This is a genomic window from Micromonospora sp. NPDC023814 (assembly GCF_040639595.1).
Taxonomy (GTDB): Bacteria; Actinomycetota; Actinomycetes; order Mycobacteriales; family Micromonosporaceae; genus Micromonospora.
Genome location: NZ_JBFAAF010000077.1, coordinates 14,455 through 32,440, shown reverse-complemented (window position 1 = coordinate 32,440; position 17,986 = coordinate 14,455). Strand labels below are relative to the sequence as shown.

Below are 17,986 nucleotides of genomic sequence, written 5' to 3'. Positions count from 1 at the left end.
CCGCAGCCCTGGTCATCCTCCACATCGAGCACGGACGAACCACCTGAAACGAACACTACGCACAGTCGCGAACCGTTACTCGGAAAGGCTCACTGTCGCCACTGGCATCCCCGTCTATTTCTGCGAACCCGTCAGTCCCTGGCAGCGCGGCGTCAACGAGAACATCAACGGACTGCTCCGCCAGTACTTCCCGAAAGGCACCGACCTCAGCGTCCACACCGCCACGAGATCACCGCGGCCGCCGGCGAACTCAACGACCGCCCCCGACGAACGCTTGCCTGGTCAAGCCCAGCCGAGCGGTTCGCTACACTCACAGTGACAAAAGGCTGACCTGCGCTGTTGTGACCACCGCTGGAAACCGCCCCGTCATCCCGGGGCCATCCAGCCTTGACATAGACCATTGCGGCTATCGGCCTCGCCATCCTCGGCGTGGTCCTCCTCCTCACAGGGCTCGCCATCGCGCTGCGGAAATAGGGACGGCATCGAGACAACCCGGAGGCCCTCGACCGGGAGTCAGCTCCGTGACAGACACATCTACATATGCAAAGCTAGGCAAGTGAAGCCCCGCCACAACCTCGGAACGACTCGGAAGCCACCGACGGGTGCGCAATGACGGACGACACACCGATCAGTCACATCGTGCACCTGGTCAGATCCTTTGAAGACGACGCGACCGCACCGAGGGAAATCCAGTTCGGCAGACGACTGCGCCCTTCCGCTCTCGCCGTTCTCTGGGTCCTGCTGGTCGCCGGCACGCTCAGCACAAGCCTCCTGGTCGTGTTCCTCTGGACAAGCGACTCGCCGGGGTGGTGGTTCAATCTGATCTTCACCCTCCTGCCGGCCTTCTTTATGGCCGGGTGTGGAATGGCATTGACGGAATCGCGCCGACTCTCACGCCGCGAGGCGCAGCTCGCCGAGCGGTGGCACGCGACACGGAACCACGCACGACCGTCAGCGGGACGCGTCATCGACCGCACGGTGAGCCTTATGGAACACGGGAGCGTGTCATCCTTCACCCTCACCCTCACCCTCACCGTCGACATCGAAGAGACATCGCGCATCCGCGCACGCTGGTACCGCAGCAACCCGGAAAATGCAGACGCCACTCTCCTCCAGACCCAGATACCCGCAATCGGCTCTAAAGCACGCGTATGGTCCGTCGGAGCACCAAACGACAACGAACCCCTGATCGTGGAAGCACTCGATCCCAGCACGGTGATCCCATGAGCGTGCTCTACCGACTTCGTCCACCAACCTCGCTGGGAGGCGCGGCTGGGGCTGCGCTGCGCCCGGTCCCCGGCCGGGCGAGGATCGCAACCGTGCCCTACGGATCACCCCCGAGCAGGCCGGAATCACCTGGGGCGGCGAGGACCGGCGCGTTTCCGGCCTGCGCCGTGAGGAGGTCGCGGAACTCGCCGGAGTCAGCACTGACTACTACACCCGGCTCGAACGCGGCAACATCCGTGGCGCATCCGATAGCGTGCTGCACGCGATCGCCCGCGCCCTCCAACTCAACGACGCCGAACGCGAGCACATGTCGCGCTCGCCAGGACCGCGACATCCAGGCCCCGTGCAGGTGAACCCTGTTCACCGGGACGGGGGCGTCCGCAGTCAGTCCGGGTACGGCGCGTCCGCGTGGTCACCTCCTGTGCGCGGGAGGGCTCGCCGCGCTGGGCGGCGCCAGCCTTTCCCTGGCCACCATCGGCCTGTTTCAAGCGCCCATGAGCCAAGGCCGGGGCTTCCTTGCCCTCGCCGCGTTGCTGTTCGGCACGTGGCGGGTCTGGCCGGCGGTCGCGGCATGCCTGCTGTTCAGCCTGGTCGACCCGCTCCTGTTGCGGATGCAGATCCTGGACTCCGCCGTCCCGCATGAGCTGCTGATCGCGCTGCCCTACCTGCTGGCCGTGCTCGCGCTAGCCACGTTCGTCGGCCGCGCCGCCGCGCCGGCCGTGATCGGCCGGCCGTTCGCGCGGCAGTGAGACCCGCGCCAGCAGCGGCAAAGCCCGGCGGCAGCCGCACCGGGCGCTACGAGGGCTGGGTCGGGTTGCCGGCACTGTCGCGCCCGGCCAGCGCCCGCAACTGCTCCATGAAGCCGGGCGTAGCGCGTGCCTCGGCGAAGTACACAGCGTCGATCCGGTCCATGATCACGACGCAGCGGCGGGCGAGGTCACGGCCCTGCGGCGTCACCATCACTCGGACGGCGCGGGCGTCGGCGGTATCCCGGATCCGCTTCACGTGCCCGTCCCGCTCCAGGACCTTGAGGACCTGGGAGGTCATCACCGGCTCCAGGCCGGCATGGTCGGCCACGTCGCGCTGTCGGGGCGCCTCCCCGTTACGCCCCAACCACCACGTGCTGCCCAACACGAGGAACTGCACGTGCGTCATGGACATCCCGGCCAGCGCGGCCGCCACGTGGCGCTGCCAGCGCAACGTCGCATGCCGCAACAGAAACCCAGGCGTATTGCCGGCCGAATGGTGTCGCAGAGCCTCTTCCAGATCCTCCAACGGGATCGCATCCACCTCGGCCGGATTGACGGGACCGACATGCGGCGCGTCAGCTCGCGGCATCTCGGTGCCCAACCCCTGCGGACGATCTCATGGCGGCAGTCTAGTCACCGCACCGCTGTCCAGTGGCAGTCCAGAAGCCCGGCCTCATCGACGAACGAAAGGCACACCGTGAAACACGCGCACAGCCCGGCGCGCCGGAGGTGATCGCACGCGAGGTCTCCGCCGGAGCCGGACTACTCACGCCCGGGCCCCTGACCGACGTGGCCGCCGCCATCGGCGCCCACGCCCGCACGTCGCGGGCGCGGCTCACCCTCATGGGCGGCAGCGCCCGCGCCGGCGGCAACGCGCGCCCCACAGCGGAGGCGAACATCGCCCACGACCCCTCATCCGCCGCGGCGGTGCTCGCGGCGCCTTGGGCGCAGCCGCCGCTGATGGTCGGGCCCGACGTGACCCACACCGCGACCATGACCGACGCTGAGTTGGCCATCCTCGGCCGCCGACTCAACCGGGCAGCCGACTTTTCTGGACGGTCCCCTGGCGGTGTACCGGCGCTTCGGCGCCAGCCTCTGTCCACCGGGCCAAATGCCCTGCCGCGACCTGCTCGCGGCCATGGCCTGCGTGGACCCGACCCTGGTCACGACCGAGGTCCTCCCGGTCGCCGTGGACACCGGCGGCAGCGCCGCCTGGGGCCAGACCGTCGTCGACACACGCCCGCTGGCACGCAGCCGGTCCGGCCGGCCGGAGCTCCCGGCAGACGGCACGCCGAGGCCGACGGTAACCCGGTCGACGTGGATGTCCCCCGCTTCCGCCGCCTCGTCCGCGACTCTTCGGCGACACCTTCTTGCAATATAGTAAAGGTGCGAACTAATGTCGTGGCGTGACCGTGATCGTGACTTTGTGTTAGCGGTGCTGCCGAGAAGGGACCTGGCCAATGACCACACCGACGATTGAAGAAGCCGCTCTAGAATCCAAGACCGCCCTGGTCATGGGCCACGGAGGAGGCAGCGACTGCCTGGTCGCCTCCCTCGTCGCCGACTGGCTCGGCCGGCTCGGCGTACAGCGGGTCATCCTCGGCGGCGTCGCCTGCCAATGGTGGCCGCCAGCCGGTGAACAGAAGACCGCCCTGCGGATGACCGTCGGCCCGGACTTCTACCAGCCCCTCGACCTCAGCCCCGCCAAGCCGCTCGGCGCGCACGCGGTCATCGTCACTGCGGACTCGCAGATCGACGGCCGTCAGCCGCACGAGGCGACCGTCGCCCGCCACTTCGGCGGAGAATCGTTCCTCATCTCGCTGCGTGGCGGCGGTCAGGGCGTCGCCGACGGGATGCGGCAAGTCGTCGCACACTACGGAGCCGACCTGCTGGTCAGCGTCGACGTCGGCTCCGACACGCTGTCCACCGGCAACGAGATCCGACCAACCCAAACCTCGCTGGCCGACCACCTCACCCTCGCCGGCCTGCTCCAGCAGCAATGCCGCGCCTACTTCGGCCTGGCCGGATACGGCGTCGACGCCGAGATGGAGATCGAGGAGCTGGACCGCAACTTGAGCACCGCGGTCAAAGCCGGCGCGCTACGCGGCGTCATCGCCCCCAGCTACCCGGCCATCGAGCGCGTGGGCGCGCTGCACGGCGAGGCCGACGACCCGGTCGGCAGCCTGGTGCTCAAGGCCGGCCGAGGCGAGTTCGGACTGCACCGCACCCTCAAGAGCAACCCGTTCGGCGAGGTCGCCCGGGTCGGGCCGGCCAGCCTTCCGGTCTGGGTCTTCGACCCGCACCTGGTGGCCGACAGCGTCGCCGAACACGCCAAGCACCTGGTACCCACGACCACCCTCGACGAGGCCGTGCAGACCTACCGCGCACTGGGACGCATCCCCGAGGTCGGGCTCACCCGCTTCGTCGACTTCCAGCGCTGACGTAAGAGGTCGCGCGGAATGGTGGGTTGATCGGCGCGCCTGAACGAGTGCAGGCACAGACCCGTTGATCATGAAGTTGCTGACGCTTCGTGATCACGGAGGTTCTGTGCCTGCCATCCCAGCATGGCTGATCGAGCCGTTGTGGGTCCAGTTCGCCGCGCTGCTACCCGAACGGCCCATGTACCAGCCGGCGCATCCGTTGGGCTGTCACCGTAGGCGGGTCGATGACCGGATCGTGTTCGACAAGCTGGTCCAGGTGCTGCGGTTCGGCTGTTCCTACGAGGCGATCGCCGATGCCACCTGTTCGGCCACCACGATCCGCGCTCGTCGTGACGAGTGGATCGATCTTGGGGTGTTCGCCCAGCTCAAGCAAATCGCGGTGGATGCCTACGACCGGCTCGTCGGCTTGGTCTTGGCCGACATCGCGGTGGACGGCTGCATCACCAAGGCCCCGGGCGGCGGTGACTGCGCCGGGCGGTCCCCGATCGACCGGGGCAAGCAGGGCATGAAACGCTCCATCATGGTCGACGGCTACGCCCATTCCCCTCGGCCGGGTCCTGGCCGGCGCGAACCGACACGATTCACCACTGCTGGCACCCACCCTCGACCGCCTCGACGACCTCGGCCCACTACCGCAGAGCATCACGGTGCACCTCGACGCCGGATACGACTCCGCCACCACACGCACACTGCTGACCGAACGCGGCCTGACCGGCGAGATCGCCCGCAAGGGCGACAAGGCACCCATCCAGGCGGGCAGGCGGTGGCACGTCGAACGCACGAACAGCTGGCACAACGCGTTCAACCGGCTGCAACGCTGCTACGAACGAACCGAGAAGGTCATCAACGCGTACTTCGACCTCGCCGACGCGATCATCACCGTCCGTGGCCTTATCCGACGGGCATGGATCCTCTACCGGTGGGACAGCCGCCCCAACCGCCGCCGATGACCACCACCATTCCGCGCGACCTTTAAGGCCACAATGGACACCACGATTCCCGTGGTCGTCGCCAGCCGTAGAGCCGAGTGCGCCGATGTGGTCGTCATCGACCTTGTCAGCATCGATGGGCTGCCATTGCCGGCGTGGACCCCGGGCGCGCACATCGACCTGCTGCTCGACACCGGCGCGGAAGCTCCACTGGCCGCCAGTACTCCCTGTGCGGCGACGTCGACGACCGCGGCCGCTAGCGCATCGCCGTCCTGCGCGAACCGACCAGCCGGGGCGGCTCCGCCCACATCCACGACCACCTGCACGAAGGCGCGGCCGTGATGGTCCGCGGGTCGCGTAACCACTTCGCACTGGAGTCGGCGCCGCAGCAGCTCCTAATCAGGTCACCACGCCAGCTCGTGCACCGCCGAGACAGGTGCCCCCGCCAGCGGGTCGACGGTTCCATATGAGGGCACGGAGCCGGTTCACACTCGGGTCAGGCCCGGCCGGCGGGGACACCGTCCCTAGAATCCCCGTTCACACTCTCAGATGCGGCCATCGTTCTCTCTTCCTTCTCTGACCTGGTCGTCTTGAAGGATCGACGCGATGGCCGTCTCGCATATACGCAACACGCCCATCACGGGCAAGTCGTACACCACTCCAGTGGACGCAACCTTCCGTTGGTGTTGGCTGCGGAGACGGCAGCTTGACCCGGATTGCGGTATCCGGCAGGTGACGCGGGTCGGGAGCGGCCTCCAGATGGTGATCCGATGTCCTGGCCAAACCGTTGACGTGGCCTGAGTCACGCTTCTATGGTGAACCACCAGTTCACTCAGTGATCCGACCCGGCGGGGCCGACCGACGGATCTCAAGCCAGACGACGCTTCCGAGGGATTCGGAGAGTGCCTGCATGACTGCGACAAGAACCGCCACTACACCGGCTGCCGAGGCTGGACCGGCCGGGCAGGTGGAACGAGTGACACTGCGCCGATCCGGGCGCCTGTCCGCCGCGAGGAAACGCGTGCTGAACGCCGTCGGGGCCGTATTGGTCGTGGCGGCGCTCGCCGGCCTCTGGGAGTGCTACAAGGCACTGGGGCGCGCCGTCGATGACGTCGTGCCCGGCACCGGGATCGCCTTCCCGGTCGCCACCGACGATCTTTCGATGCCGCACGTCTGGTCGATTCTCGGCGCCCTGGTCGAGCCGGCCCGGCGGGGCGACTCGATGGTGCTGGGCAGCTACCTCCTCGGCGAGACCAGTGTGACGCTCCGCGAGGCGTTCTACGGTCTGCTGGCGGGCTCGTCGCTGGGCCTGGTGCTGGCGGTCGTCTTCCTGCACGTGGTGCCGCTCAGCAAGGGGCTGATGCCCTGGCTGGTCGCGTCACAGACGGTTCCCCTGGTGGCGATCGCACCGATGATCGTGATCTGGGGTGGGAAGGCCGGCGCGCCGCCCTGGGTGGCGGTGACCGGTATCGCCGCCTACCTCGCGTTCTTCCCGGTCACCATCAACGCCCTACGAGGCCTGAAGTCACCGCCGAAGGTCCAGTTGGAGTTCATGCGCAGCGTGGGCGCGGGCCGCTGGCAGGTGCTGGGGTGGCTGCGGATCCCGGCAGCACTGCCCTTCGTGTTCGCCGGGCTCCGGCTGGCCGCCACCGCGAGCGTGGTGGGCGCGATCGTGGGCGAGCTTTCCGCGGGCACCGGCCGGGGCATCGGCCGGGCGATCCTCACCTTCGCCTACTACTACTCGAACGGGCCGGAGAAGTTGTACGCGGCCGTCCTGGTTGCGGCGGCGGCCGGCATCGTGTTCGTGCAGTCCCTGGCACTCATCGAGCGCGTGGCGCTCCGGCACCGGCACACCCGGTGAACATTCCTTCCGCCTCAACAACACCTGGAGAGATGCTGATGTCTGAGGCCGCGATCATTTCCGTGCGAGGAGTCAACAAGCAGTTCACCGGCGGAAACCGTACGGTGACGGCACTTGAGGACATCGACCTGTCGATCAAGCGGGGCGAGTTCGTGTCCCTGCTGGGCCCGAGCGGCTGCGGCAAGAGCACTCTGCTGCGGGTCCTGGCCGACCTGACCGAGCCGACCAGCGGCACGGTGTCGCTGAACGGCAAGACGCCGGGCGCGGCACGGACGGACCGGGACTACGGCATGGTCTTCCAGCAGGCCGGCCTCTTCGAGTGGCGTACCGTGCAGCGCAACGTCGAGCTGCCGTTGCAGGTGGCCGGGGTGGACAAGCAGACCCGGCGGGCCAAGGCCCACGAGATGCTGGAACTGGTCCGCCTCTCCGACTTCTCCCGGCACTTTCCCTGGCAGCTCTCCGGCGGCATGCAGCAGCGGGTGGCGATCGCCCGCGCGCTGTCGGCGGACCCGGAGATTCTGTTCATGGACGAGCCGCTCGGCGCGCTCGACGAGATGAACCGCGAGCGGTTGCAGGGCGAGTTGCTGCGGATCTGGTCGGACACCCAGACCACCGTCGTGTTCGTCACGCACAGCATCTCCGAGGCGGTGTTCCTGTCGTCGCGGATCGTGGTGATGTCCGCGCGTCCCGGACGGATCGCCGCCAGCATCGACGTCGACCTGCCGTACCCGCGGACGGCGGCGACCCGGACCACCGAGGCGTTCTTCGCCAAGGTCACCGAGGTGCGTACGGCGCTGCACGGCGTCCCGGCCGAGCAGGCGGCCCGATGAGCACGGCGCGGCTCGCGCGGGACACCTTGCCCGGCGCCGGTGCCCGGACGGCGATCGGCCGGTTCCTCCCGGTCGTCCTCACCGCGCTGGTGATCATTGGCTCGTGGCAGCTGCTGGTGACCGTCTTCGACGTTCCGTCGTTCATCGTCCCGGCGCCGGCCGACATCTCGTCGGCGTTCCAGGCCGAGTTCGGCACGATCATGTCGGCGTCGGTGGTCACCGTGCAGGAGGTGCTCCTCGGCTTGGTCCTCGGCGCGGTAGCGGGGGTCACGGTGGCGTTGGCGCTCAGCCGGTTCCCGGGAGTGTCCGCGCCGGTGCTGACCGCAGCCGTCGTCATCAACTGCGCCCCGATCGTGGCCCTCGCGCCGATCTTCAACAACTGGTTCGGGGTCACCAACCTGATGTCGAAGGCCGGCGTGGCCGCGGTGATGGTCTTCTTCCCGGTCCTGGTCAACACCACCAGGGGACTTCTCCAGGTCTCACCCCTGCACCTGGAGATCATGCAATCGCTCGCGGCGCAGCCACGACAGGTGGCGCTCATGCTGCGGTTGCCCAACGCGTTGCCGTACCTGTTCAACGCGCTCAAGCTCGGCAGCACGCTCGCCGTGATCGGCGTGATCGTGACCGAGTACTTCGGAGGACCGAGCAACGCTCTCGGGGTGTACATCGCCTATCAGGCGGCCCTGCCCCGCTTTGAGTTCGCCTGGGCGGGGATCGCCGTGGCCAGCGCGCTCGGCCTGCTGCTGTTCGGTGCCACGTCTCTGTTGGAACGCCTCCTGATGCCCTGGCACGAGTCGCTGCACGACAGCGACTCGTGAGCCACGGGCCACCACGATCTGTTGGAGTCAGAATGGCCCTGCAACTATGGCGGACCCCGCGGAAGGGTCGCCCCGCCACAATCGCCACCGCCCTCACCGCCGTCCTGCTCGCCGCCTCGGCCTGCGGTGGCATGTCCGACACCCCGAGCGAGTCCGCAGCTGAGGCCGCCAAGAACTGCGAGTCGACCACCAAGGTCCGGGTGGTGCTCCAGTGGGTCGCCCAGGCCCAGTTCGCCGGCTACTACGCGGCCAAGGAGAAGGGTTACTACGCCGAGGAGTGCCTCGACGTCACCATCCAGGAGGGCGGTGTCAACATCGTTCCTCAGCAGGTGCTCTCCGCCGGCAACGCCGAGTTCGCGGTCAGCCACGTCACCAAGACGATGGTGACCCGGGAGCAGGGCGCGAATCTGGTGAACATCGGCCAGGTGTTCCAGCGCGGCGCCTATCTCCAGGTCGCCTGGGCCGACTCCGGCATCAAGGCGCTGACCGACCTGAAGGGTAAGAAGGTCGGGAGCTGGGGTTACGGCAACGAGCTCGTGCTGTTCGCAGCGATGAAGGACGCCGGCGTCGACCCGAGCCGCGACACGGAGATCATCCAGCAACCGTTCGACATGTCGCTGCTGCTTCGTCGGGAGATCGACGCCGGTCAGGCCAAGACCTACAACGAGTACGCCCAACTGCTGGAGACCAAGAACCCGAAGACGGGCAAGCTCTACCAGCCGTCCGACTTCTCGGTGATCAGTCTCCAGGACGCCGGCTACACCAGTCTGGAGGACGGCATCTACGCCCGTGGTGACTGGCTGGGGGAGCAGGCCAACCAGGACACGGCGGTGAAGTTTCTGAAGGCGTCCTACCGCGGCTGGGGCTACTGCCGCGACGACCTGGCCGGCTGCGTCGACATCGTGCTCGACAACGGCAGCGCGCTGGGGCAGGGGCACCAGACCTGGATGCTCAACGAGATCAACAAGCTGATCTGGCCCGCGACCAACGGCGTGGGAATGATGGACCAGGCGGCCTGGGACCAGACGATCAAGATCGCGATCGGTGGCGGCGTGCTGAAGAACGTGCCGGACAAGGACGCGTTCCGCACCGACCTGTCGCAGCGCGCGAACGACGAACTCAAGGCCGACGGCTTCGACGTCAGCGGCAACTCCTACAAACCGCAGACCGTGACGATCACGGAAGGCGGGAAGTAAGCGAGCGGCGTGTGCCGGGCGGCGCCGCCGTTCGGCACACGTCCGCAGCCAATGACGCCTGCCAAGATATGGGCCGTATCCCTTGGCCGATGGCAATTGATGGAGGTAGCAATGGCGCCCAGTGAGGCGGGGCTGGTGCGACGTACGATCTGGCTCCTGCGGGCCGTGGCGGCTCACCCCGAGGGTGTCGGACTCAGCGAGGTGGCCCGGGAGGCGGGTATCCCCAAGGCCACCTGCTACCGGGTGCTCACCGTGCTGGAACGGGAGAGCTGGCTCACCCTCGATCCGGTGACCCGTCGCTACCGGGTGTCGCTCGGACTGCTCTCCATCGTGGGTGGCCTGCTCGACGGCGGTGGCGCGTACGGCCACATGCGAGAGGTGCTGCGGAACCTGGCCGAGGAGACCAGGGAGACCGCAGGCTTCGACGTGCTGCTTCCACCGAAGGTGATGGTCGTCGCCCAGGTGCCGGGGCCGTCGCTGATCGGGCAGACGCTCAAGCCGGTACCCCGTACCCAGCCGGTGTGGGCGACCTCCACGGGGAAGGTGCTGCTGGCGGCGCTGAACCCGGATTCGGTGCGGGAGGATTTCACCGAGGAGTTCGCCGAGCACGCCCCGCCGGAGGTGGGGGACCTGGAGTCCTTCATGGGCTCGCTGGAGGCGGTTCGGAACCGGGGGTTCGCCTTCGCGTACGACGAGCTGGAGGTCGGGGCGGCGTCGGTCGCCGCACCGGTGCGCCTGCGAGGGACGACGCCGTACGCGGTCTGGATCGGCGGGCCCACCTACCGGATCACCCGCGACCGCATCGACATCATGGCGGAGTCGGTGATCAAGGCCGCACGACAGCTCACCGACCTGCTCAGCAACGCTGACATCGATATCCCGAGTGCCTTTGCCAGACGCTAGGGCACCCGCCGACCGTACCGGCTCGCCCGTGGCGAGGCCCGCGGTGAAGGAGGAAGCAATGGCCGTACCAGCCGAGGCGTTGGCGGCGGCGATGACCGTGGTCGACAAGACCCCCAAGGGCCTGTACGTCGACGGCGAGTGGCGCGCGGGCCGGGACGGTGCCGTCCTGGCCGTGGAGGACCCGGCGACGGGGTCGACGATCGCCGAGGTGGCGGACGCCTCGGTCGCCGACGGGCTGGACGCCCTGGCCGCCGCCGCCCGTGCCCAGTCCGGCTGGGCCGCCACCCCGCCCCGAGAACGGGGAGAGGTGCTGCGCCGGGCGTTCGACCTGGTCATCGAACGCCGGGACGACCTGGCCCGGATGATGACCCTGGAGATGGGCAAGGCGTTCGCGGAGTCCCAGGCCGAGGTCACCTACGCTGCGGAGTTTCTCCGCTGGTTCGCCGAGGAGGCGGTCCGGATCGACGGGGGCTACCTCACGGCACCGGCCGGGAACTCGCGCGTCGTCGTCCTGCGGCAGCCGGTCGGCCCCTGTCTACTGGTGACCCCGTGGAACTTCCCGATGGCGATGGGCACCCGCAAGATCGGTCCCGCCCTGGCGGCCGGCTGCACCGTCGTGGTCAAGCCGGCCAAGCAGACCCCGCTGTCGATGCTGGCGCTGGTGGAGATCCTGGAGCGGGCCGGCCTGCCGCGTGGCGTGGTCAACGTGCTCACCACCTCGCAGTCCGGCCGGGTCACCTCGGTGTTGCTCGCCGACGACCGGTTGCGCAAGCTGTCGTTCACCGGCTCGACCCCGGTCGGTCGGACGCTGCTCGCCCAGTCCGCGCAGCGGGTGCTGCGCACGTCGATGGAGTTGGGCGGGAACGCGCCGTTCATCGTGTTCGACGACGCCGACCTGGAGCTGGCGGTCGAGGGGGCCGTGCAGGCGAAGATGCGCAACGTCGGTGAGGCGTGCACCGCCGCGAACCGGTTCTACGTGCAGCGGTCGGTGGCGCAGCGGTTCGTCGGCGCGCTGGCCGAGCGGCTGCATGGGCTGCGCGTCGGTCACGGGCTGGACCCCTCGACCGAGGTAGGGCCGCTCATCGACCAGGCCGCGGTGGCGTCGGTTGCTCAGTTGGTCACCGATGCGACGCAGGCGGGGGCGAGCGTCGTCACCGGCGGCGGACCGATCGCCGGGGAGGGCCACTTCTTCGCGCCGACTGTCCTGTCTGGAGTGCCCGACGGCGCCCGGTGCGTCCGGGAGGAAATCTTCGGGCCGGTCGCCCCGGTCGTGGTCTTCGACGACGAGGACGAGGCGGTCGGCAGGGCCAACGCCTCGGAGTATGGCCTCGCCGCGTATGTCTTCACGGAGAACCTCGGCCGTGGCCTGCGGGTGACCGAGCGCCTCGAGAGCGGGATGGTGGGGCTCAACCAGGGCATCATCTCCAACCCGGCGGCACCGTTCGGCGGGGTCAAGCAGTCCGGTCTCGGGCGCGAGGGCGGCAAGGCCGGCATCGACGAGTACCTGAACATCAAGTATGCGGCGGTGCGGGCGTCATGGTGACCAGGTTCCTGCTCGCCGGGGTCCAACTGGAGCCGGTCTTCGGTGACATCCCGGTGAACATCGCCAAGACCTCGTACTGGATCCGGGAGGCGGCGGGCCGTGGGGCCCGGCTCGTGGTGTTGCCCGAGGCGGCCTCGGCGGGATACGTCTTCGCCGACCGGGCGGAGGCCGCGCACCATGCCCAGTCGGTGCCGGACGGCCCTACGGTCGCCGCCTGGGCGCGGCTCGCCGCCGAGCTGGACGTGTGGATCGTGGGTGGGGTCACCGAGCGGGACGGGGACCGGGTCTTCAACTCGGCGGTGCTGCTTGGCCCTACCGGCCATGTCGGAACCTTCCGCAAGGCCCATCTGTGGAACGACGAGAAGGAGATCTACGACCGTAACGGGGACGGCTTCCCGGTCTTCGACACGCCGCTGGGTCGGATCGGGATCGGGATCTGCTACGACGCCTGGTTCCCCGAGACGTTCCGCAGCGCGGCGTTGCAGGGTGCCGACCTGGTGGTGTTGCCGTCGAACTGGGTGCCGGTGCCCGGGCAGCCCGAGGCCGCCCCAGCGATGGCGAACCTCATGTGCATGACCGGGGCGCACTCCAACCAGTGCTACGTCGCCGGGGTCAGCCGGATTGGAGTCGAGCGGGGGCAGACGTTCGTCGGCCGGTCCGTCCTCGTGGGACCCGACGGTTGGCCGCTTGCCGGCCCGGCGAGCCCGGACCGGGAGGAACTCGTGCTGGCGGAGGTGGACCTGATCGGCTCGCGTGCCGAACGGTTGCACAACCCGTTCAACCAGCCAGTGGCCGACCGGCGGACTGACCTCTACGTCCATTGACGGACCGGCCGTGAGCTGAGCCGGGGGCCGGCCTCGCCGGTAGGGGGCGGCGTCCTTCGTGACCTGCGGGGAGCGGGCGAGGCGCGGGCACTCCGGGCACCGGGATCTGTCCTTGAAGGCTATTGACTTCGCTCTTCCCGCAGAACCAAGATATGAACCGACGGTTCATCCAATGAACCATTAAGGAGTGAACGTGAGCATCCGTGTTCGCAAGCTGATCCGTCACCTCGAAGAGACGCGGCTGGAGAACGGCAGGGCGGTGCAGCCGGTGCACCGGGTCGCCTTCGCCGGCGTGGTCATCGAGAATCCCTACCCCAGCGAGTACGTCCAGGACCTGGTCACCCTCGCCGACGAGATCGGTGAGGAGATCGGCAACCTGGTCGGCCCCGCCTGCGTGGAACTGCTCGGCGAGGAGGTCGAGGCGTTCGGCAAGGCGGCGCTCGTCGGCATCGACGGCGAGATCGAGCACGGCTCGGCGCTGATTCACAACCTCCGCTTCGGCAACGTCTTTCGCAGCGTGGCCGGCGGCACCGAGCTGCTGCCCGCCGCCGAGAAGGTCGGCCTGCCCGGCAGCCCCATCGACATTCCGCTCAAGCACAAGCTGGATGCCAAGACCCGCTCGCACCACCAGACGGTGACCCTCCAGGTGGCCGACGTGCCGCGGCCCCGGGAGATCTTCGTGGTCTGCGCCGCGTCGAACGCCGGACGCCCGCTGGCCCGGCTCGCCGCCTTCGGCGCCGAGCTGAAGAGCAACTGACCCAGCCGGACGGGACGGAGGCCAGCCGATGACGATCACCGACACCGACACCGACACCTGGACCAGCCAGCGGGTCAAAGAAATCGACAGGGAGTACGTCATCCACTCCTGGTCGGTGCAGGGCGCGCTCGATCCCATCCCCGTGGCCGGCGGATCCGGATCGTGGTTCTGGGACTACGACGGCCGCCGCTACCTCGACTTCCAGTCACAACTGGTCAACCTGAACCTCGGTCACCAGCACCCCCGACTGGTCGAGGCCATCCGCGCCCAGGCCGAGCAACTCTGCTACATCGGACCCGGCTTCGCCGAGCGCACCCGGGCGGAGCTGGCCGAGCTGATGGCCGAACTGACCCCCGGTGACCTGAAGATGAGCTTCTTCACCACCGGCGGAGCGGCAGCCAACGAGAACGCCATCCGACTGGCCCGGCACGTCACCGGCCGGCAGAAGATCATCGCCCGCTACCGCTCATACCACGGCGCCACGGCGGGCGCGATGTCGCTGACCGGCGACCCGCGCCGATGGGCGGCCGAGCCGGGGATGACCGGTGTGGTGCGCATGCTCGACCCCTACACCTACCGGTGCCCGGCCGGGCACCCCGACCCGTGCCCGGTCTGCTCCGGGGGGCCGCACCTGGAGGAGATCCTCCAGTACGAGAACCCGGAGACGGTCGCCGCAGTGATCATCGAACCGGTCACCGGCACGAACGGCCTGCTCTACCCGCCGGACGGATACCTGCGGTCGCTGCGGGAGGTCTGCGACCGGCACGGCATCCTGCTCATCTTCGACGAGGTGATGGCGGGCTTCGGCCGTACCGGTGAGTGGTTCGCCTGCGACCACTGGGATGTCGTGCCCGACATCCTCACCACCGCCAAGGGGCTGAACTCCGGCTACGTACCCCTCGGGGCCATGACGGTCTCCGCCCGGATCTCCGACTGGCTGCGCGACCACATGTTCTGGGGCGGTCTGACCTACGCCGGGCACCCGCTCGCCTGCGCCTCCGGCGTGGCGTCCCTGCGGATCATGCAGGACGAGGGCGTGGTGGAGAACGCGCGGGCAATGGGGGAGCGGCTCGGGGCCGGCCTGGCCAAGCTGGCGGAGAGCCACCCGAGCATCGGCGACATCCGTGGCCGGGGTCTGTTCTACGGCGTGGAGCTGGTGCGCAACCGCGACACCCGGGAGCCGCTCGTCCCGTTCAACGCCAAGGGCCCGGCGGCGGCCCCGGTCAGCCGCCTACTCAAGGCCGCGATGCAGCAGGGCGTCTACCTGACCGCCAACTTCAACGTCCTGCGGCTGACCCCGCCGCTGGTGATCAACGCCGAGGAGATCGATCTCGCGCTCGGCGTCCTCGACGAGGTCCTGTCCCTCGCCGACGAGCACTACCAGGGCTGACGAACGGCGCGACGGGTGGGAGCCCGCCGGGAGGAGAGGTACGAGATGCCAACGACGTTGATCGCCAACGGCACGGTCGTCAACGCCGATGCGGCGGTCCGCGCCGACGTGCTGGTGCGTGACGGCCGGATCGTCGCCCTCGGCGCCGGGCCGGACTGGACCGCCGACCACGTCGTCGACGCGACCGGGAAGCTGGTCATGCCCGGTGGCATCGACGCGCACACACACCTGGAGTACCCGGTCGACGGGTTCAGTACCCACACCGCCGACGACTTCCACACCGGGACCGTCGCGGCGGCGTGCGGCGGCACGACCACCGTCCTCGACTTCGTCAAGAAGGAACCGGACCGGTCGCTGTACGACACCTACCTGCGCCGGCGGGACGCGGCGGCGGCCAAGGCAGTGATCGACGTCGGCCTGCACGCCATCGTCCCGCCCCGCGCCGCCCAGCCGGACGTCCTCGACGACCTGCGTCGGCTGGTCACCGAGGGCGCCACCAGCTGGAAGTTCTTCATGGCCTACCCGGGCCAGATGGTCGAGGACAACGAGCTGCTCGACGGCTTCGAGCTGGCGCGCGAGCTCGGCGTACTGCCCATGGTGCACGCCGAGAACGGACACATGGTCGCCCGGGAGGTTCGGCGCCTGGTGGACAGCGGCCAGACAGCCGAGAGCTTCCACCTGCGGGCACACGGGCACGAGTCCGAGGCCGAGGCGGTGCACCGGGCGGTCGTGCTCGCCGACACCATCGGAACACCGCTGTACGTGGTGCACGTCTCCAGCGCGGCGGCGGCCGACGAGATCAGCCGGGCCCGGGCGGCCGGGTCGCGGGTGTGGGGCGAGACCTGCCCCCAGTACCTGGTCGTCGCCTACGAGGACTACGCGGACCTCGGGGAGCACGCCGCCGCGTACGTCTGCTCGCCGCCGATCCGGGAACGCAGCAACCAGGACGGCCTGTGGCGGATGCTCGCCACCGGCGCCCTGTCCACCGTCGCCACCGACCACGCCGGCTTCTGCCTGCACCAGCCCGACGACCTGCCGCCGCAGAAGATGCGCAGCCCCGGCTACTTCCCGAAGGTGCCCAACGGCGTCCCGGGCATCGAGGATCGGTTGATGGTCCTCTGGCAGGCCGGGGTGGCCGGCGGGCTGATCGACCCGTGCCGCTTCGTGGACCTGGTCGCCACCCGGCCGGCCAAGCTGTTCGGCCTCTTCCCAGCCAAGGGGATCGTCGCCGTCGGGGCGGACGCCGACCTGGTGGTCTGGGATCCGGCGGCCGATCACGTGATCACGGCGGCGGGTTCGCACATGCGCACCGACTACAACATCTACGAGGGCATGCGGGTGACCGGCAAGCCGGTACACGTGTTCTCCCGGGGTGAGCACCTGGTCGACGCGGCCGGCCTCCGGCACGACACCCCCGGCCGGGGAACCTTCCTGACCCGCGCCGCGCCGCGCCTCTCCTGACCTACCGATTTCCACCCTCCACCACGTACCGAGCGGAGCTGACACAGTGATGAAACTTCCCCTGGGTATCCATGTCGGCGAGCGACTCAGCCTGGAGCAGACCTACTGGCAGGCCGAGTTCGCCGACCAGAACGGGTTCGAGTCCGTGTGGGTCGCCGAGGGACGACTCGCGCGCGACGGCATCGTCCCGGCGGCGATCATCGCGAGCAAGACGAAGAACGTGAAGATCGGTACCGGTGTGGTCAACAACAAGAGCCGCAACGCGGCCCTGATGGCGGTCACCTTCAAGACCCTGGACGAGGTGGCGCCGGGCCGGGCGATCCTGGGCATCGGCGCCTGGTGGGAGCCGCTGGCGACGAAGGTCGGCCAGCCGCTGGCCAAGCCGATCAAGTCGATGCGCGAGTACATCACCGTTCTGCAGGCCTTCTTCCGCAACGAACTCGTCTCCTTCGACGGCGAGTTCGTGCAGATGAAGGACGTGCGCTTCGACAGCATGTACCGCGAGAACAAGCCGGTCGACATTCCGATCTACATCGGTGCGGTAGGCCCGCGGATGCTCGAACTCGCCGGCGAGATCAGCGACGGCGTGCACATGGACTTCCTGCTTCCCCCGTCGTACATGGTCGGCGCCCGTGAGGCGATCGAGCGGGGGGTGGCCAAGCGGACTGACGGCCGCGACGGCATCGACCTGACCCAGATCGTGGCGTGCAGCGTCAACGACGACGACCCGCAGGAGGCCATCGACGCGTGCAAGGCGTTCCTCACCCTCTACCTCTGCCAGCAGCCGCACATCGCCGAGCACTGCGGGGTGGAGCGCGAACTCGTCGACCGGTTGCAGGAGATCGCCGGCTGGCCCGCCACGCCGGAGGACATCAAGCGGGCGATGCAGTTGGTCCCCAACAGCCTGGTGCAGAACGTCACCGCCTGCGGCTCCACCGACGACGCCTTCCAGAAGCTGCAGTCGTACCACGAGGCCGGGGTGCGTTGCCCGATCATCTCCACGCTGGGTGACAAGGAACAGACCCTCACCCGGCTCGCCCAGGCCGCGAAGGGGTGA

The 17,986-nt window shown here is 68.8% G+C and carries 16 protein-coding genes and 3 pseudogenes; 18 read left to right on the top strand and 1 reads right to left on the bottom strand.

The window, feature by feature from the left end; translation table 11 throughout:
• The 4 genes and pseudogenes from AB0G14_RS29485 to AB0G14_RS29470 form a co-directional block, all read left to right on the top strand.
• Positions 1 to 330 (top strand): annotated as a pseudogene (locus AB0G14_RS29485) (IS30 family transposase); the annotation flags it as partial.
• Positions 331 to 609: 279 nt separating this feature from the next.
• Positions 610 to 1,227: a hypothetical protein gene (locus tag AB0G14_RS29480; RefSeq protein ID WP_357702943.1), complete on the top strand. Its 618-nt coding sequence runs from the start codon at positions 610 to 612 to the stop codon at positions 1,225 to 1,227.
• Between the two features lie 103 nt (positions 1,228 to 1,330).
• Positions 1,331 to 1,474: pseudogene (locus AB0G14_RS29475) on the top strand (helix-turn-helix transcriptional regulator); the annotation flags it as partial.
• A 247-nt stretch (positions 1,475 to 1,721) separates the two neighbouring features.
• Complete coding sequence (locus AB0G14_RS29470; protein ID WP_357702941.1) at positions 1,722 to 1,976, top strand: hypothetical protein; 255 nt, start codon at positions 1,722 to 1,724, stop codon at positions 1,974 to 1,976.
• Between the two features lie 46 nt (positions 1,977 to 2,022).
• Here AB0G14_RS29470 and AB0G14_RS29465 read toward each other — a convergent pair whose 3' ends face one another.
• Positions 2,023 to 2,577 carry a MarR family winged helix-turn-helix transcriptional regulator gene (locus AB0G14_RS29465; RefSeq protein ID WP_357702939.1) on the bottom strand — a complete coding sequence of 185 codons (555 nt, stop codon included), beginning with the start codon at positions 2,575 to 2,577 and terminating at the stop codon, positions 2,023 to 2,025.
• Between the two features lie 50 nt (positions 2,578 to 2,627).
• Between AB0G14_RS29465 and AB0G14_RS29460 the strand changes: the two genes are divergently transcribed.
• The 14 genes and pseudogenes from AB0G14_RS29460 (at position 2,628) to AB0G14_RS29395 (ending at position 17,986) form a co-directional block, all read left to right on the top strand.
• A complete protein-coding gene (locus tag AB0G14_RS29460; RefSeq protein ID WP_357702937.1) occupies positions 2,628 to 3,386 on the top strand; it encodes a nucleoside hydrolase in 759 nt (252 codons plus the stop codon).
• A 50-nt stretch (positions 3,387 to 3,436) separates the two neighbouring features.
• Positions 3,437 to 4,417 (top strand): DUF1152 domain-containing protein, encoded by a 981-nt coding sequence (locus tag AB0G14_RS29455; RefSeq protein WP_357702935.1) that lies wholly within the window; start codon positions 3,437 to 3,439, stop codon positions 4,415 to 4,417.
• Positions 4,418 to 4,523: 106 nt separating this feature from the next.
• Positions 4,524 to 5,367 (top strand): annotated as a pseudogene (locus tag AB0G14_RS29450) (IS5 family transposase).
• Positions 5,368 to 6,367: 1,000 nt separating this feature from the next.
• Entirely contained in the window at positions 6,368 to 7,207 is an 840-nt protein-coding gene (locus AB0G14_RS29445) for an ABC transporter permease subunit (protein WP_357463600.1), read from the top strand.
• Positions 7,208 to 7,245: 38 nt separating this feature from the next.
• Entirely contained in the window at positions 7,246 to 8,037 is a 792-nt protein-coding gene (locus AB0G14_RS29440; RefSeq protein WP_350710330.1) for an ABC transporter ATP-binding protein, read from the top strand.
• A complete protein-coding gene (locus AB0G14_RS29435; protein ID WP_357702932.1) occupies positions 8,034 to 8,855 on the top strand; it encodes an ABC transporter permease in 822 nt (273 codons plus the stop codon). Before AB0G14_RS29440 ends, AB0G14_RS29435 begins: the two co-directional genes overlap by 4 nt.
• 32 nt (positions 8,856 to 8,887) lie before the next feature.
• Complete coding sequence (locus AB0G14_RS29430) at positions 8,888 to 10,051, top strand: ABC transporter substrate-binding protein (RefSeq protein WP_357702930.1); 1,164 nt, start codon at positions 8,888 to 8,890, stop codon at positions 10,049 to 10,051.
• Between the two features lie 111 nt (positions 10,052 to 10,162).
• Complete coding sequence (locus AB0G14_RS29425) at positions 10,163 to 10,954, top strand: IclR family transcriptional regulator (RefSeq protein WP_357463588.1); 792 nt, start codon at positions 10,163 to 10,165, stop codon at positions 10,952 to 10,954.
• Between the two features lie 58 nt (positions 10,955 to 11,012).
• Positions 11,013 to 12,497, top strand: coding sequence for an NAD-dependent succinate-semialdehyde dehydrogenase (locus AB0G14_RS29420; protein ID WP_357702928.1), 1,485 nt, complete (start codon positions 11,013 to 11,015; stop codon positions 12,495 to 12,497).
• Positions 12,491 to 13,321, top strand: coding sequence for a nitrilase family protein (locus AB0G14_RS29415; RefSeq protein ID WP_357702926.1), 831 nt, complete (start codon positions 12,491 to 12,493; stop codon positions 13,319 to 13,321). Before AB0G14_RS29420 ends, AB0G14_RS29415 begins: the two co-directional genes overlap by 7 nt.
• Positions 13,322 to 13,514: 193 nt before the next feature.
• Entirely contained in the window at positions 13,515 to 14,078 is a 564-nt protein-coding gene (locus tag AB0G14_RS29410) for an amino acid synthesis family protein (RefSeq protein ID WP_357702924.1), read from the top strand.
• A 28-nt stretch (positions 14,079 to 14,106) separates the two neighbouring features.
• A complete protein-coding gene (locus AB0G14_RS29405; RefSeq protein ID WP_357702922.1) occupies positions 14,107 to 15,468 on the top strand; it encodes an aminotransferase class III-fold pyridoxal phosphate-dependent enzyme in 1,362 nt (453 codons plus the stop codon).
• 45 nt (positions 15,469 to 15,513) lie between these two features.
• Positions 15,514 to 16,929, top strand: coding sequence for a dihydropyrimidinase (gene hydA, locus AB0G14_RS29400; protein WP_091644407.1), 1,416 nt, complete (start codon positions 15,514 to 15,516; stop codon positions 16,927 to 16,929).
• Between the two features lie 49 nt (positions 16,930 to 16,978).
• On the top strand, positions 16,979 to 17,986 hold the full coding sequence (locus AB0G14_RS29395) for an LLM class flavin-dependent oxidoreductase (protein ID WP_145835928.1): 1,008 nt from the start codon (positions 16,979 to 16,981) through the stop codon (positions 17,984 to 17,986).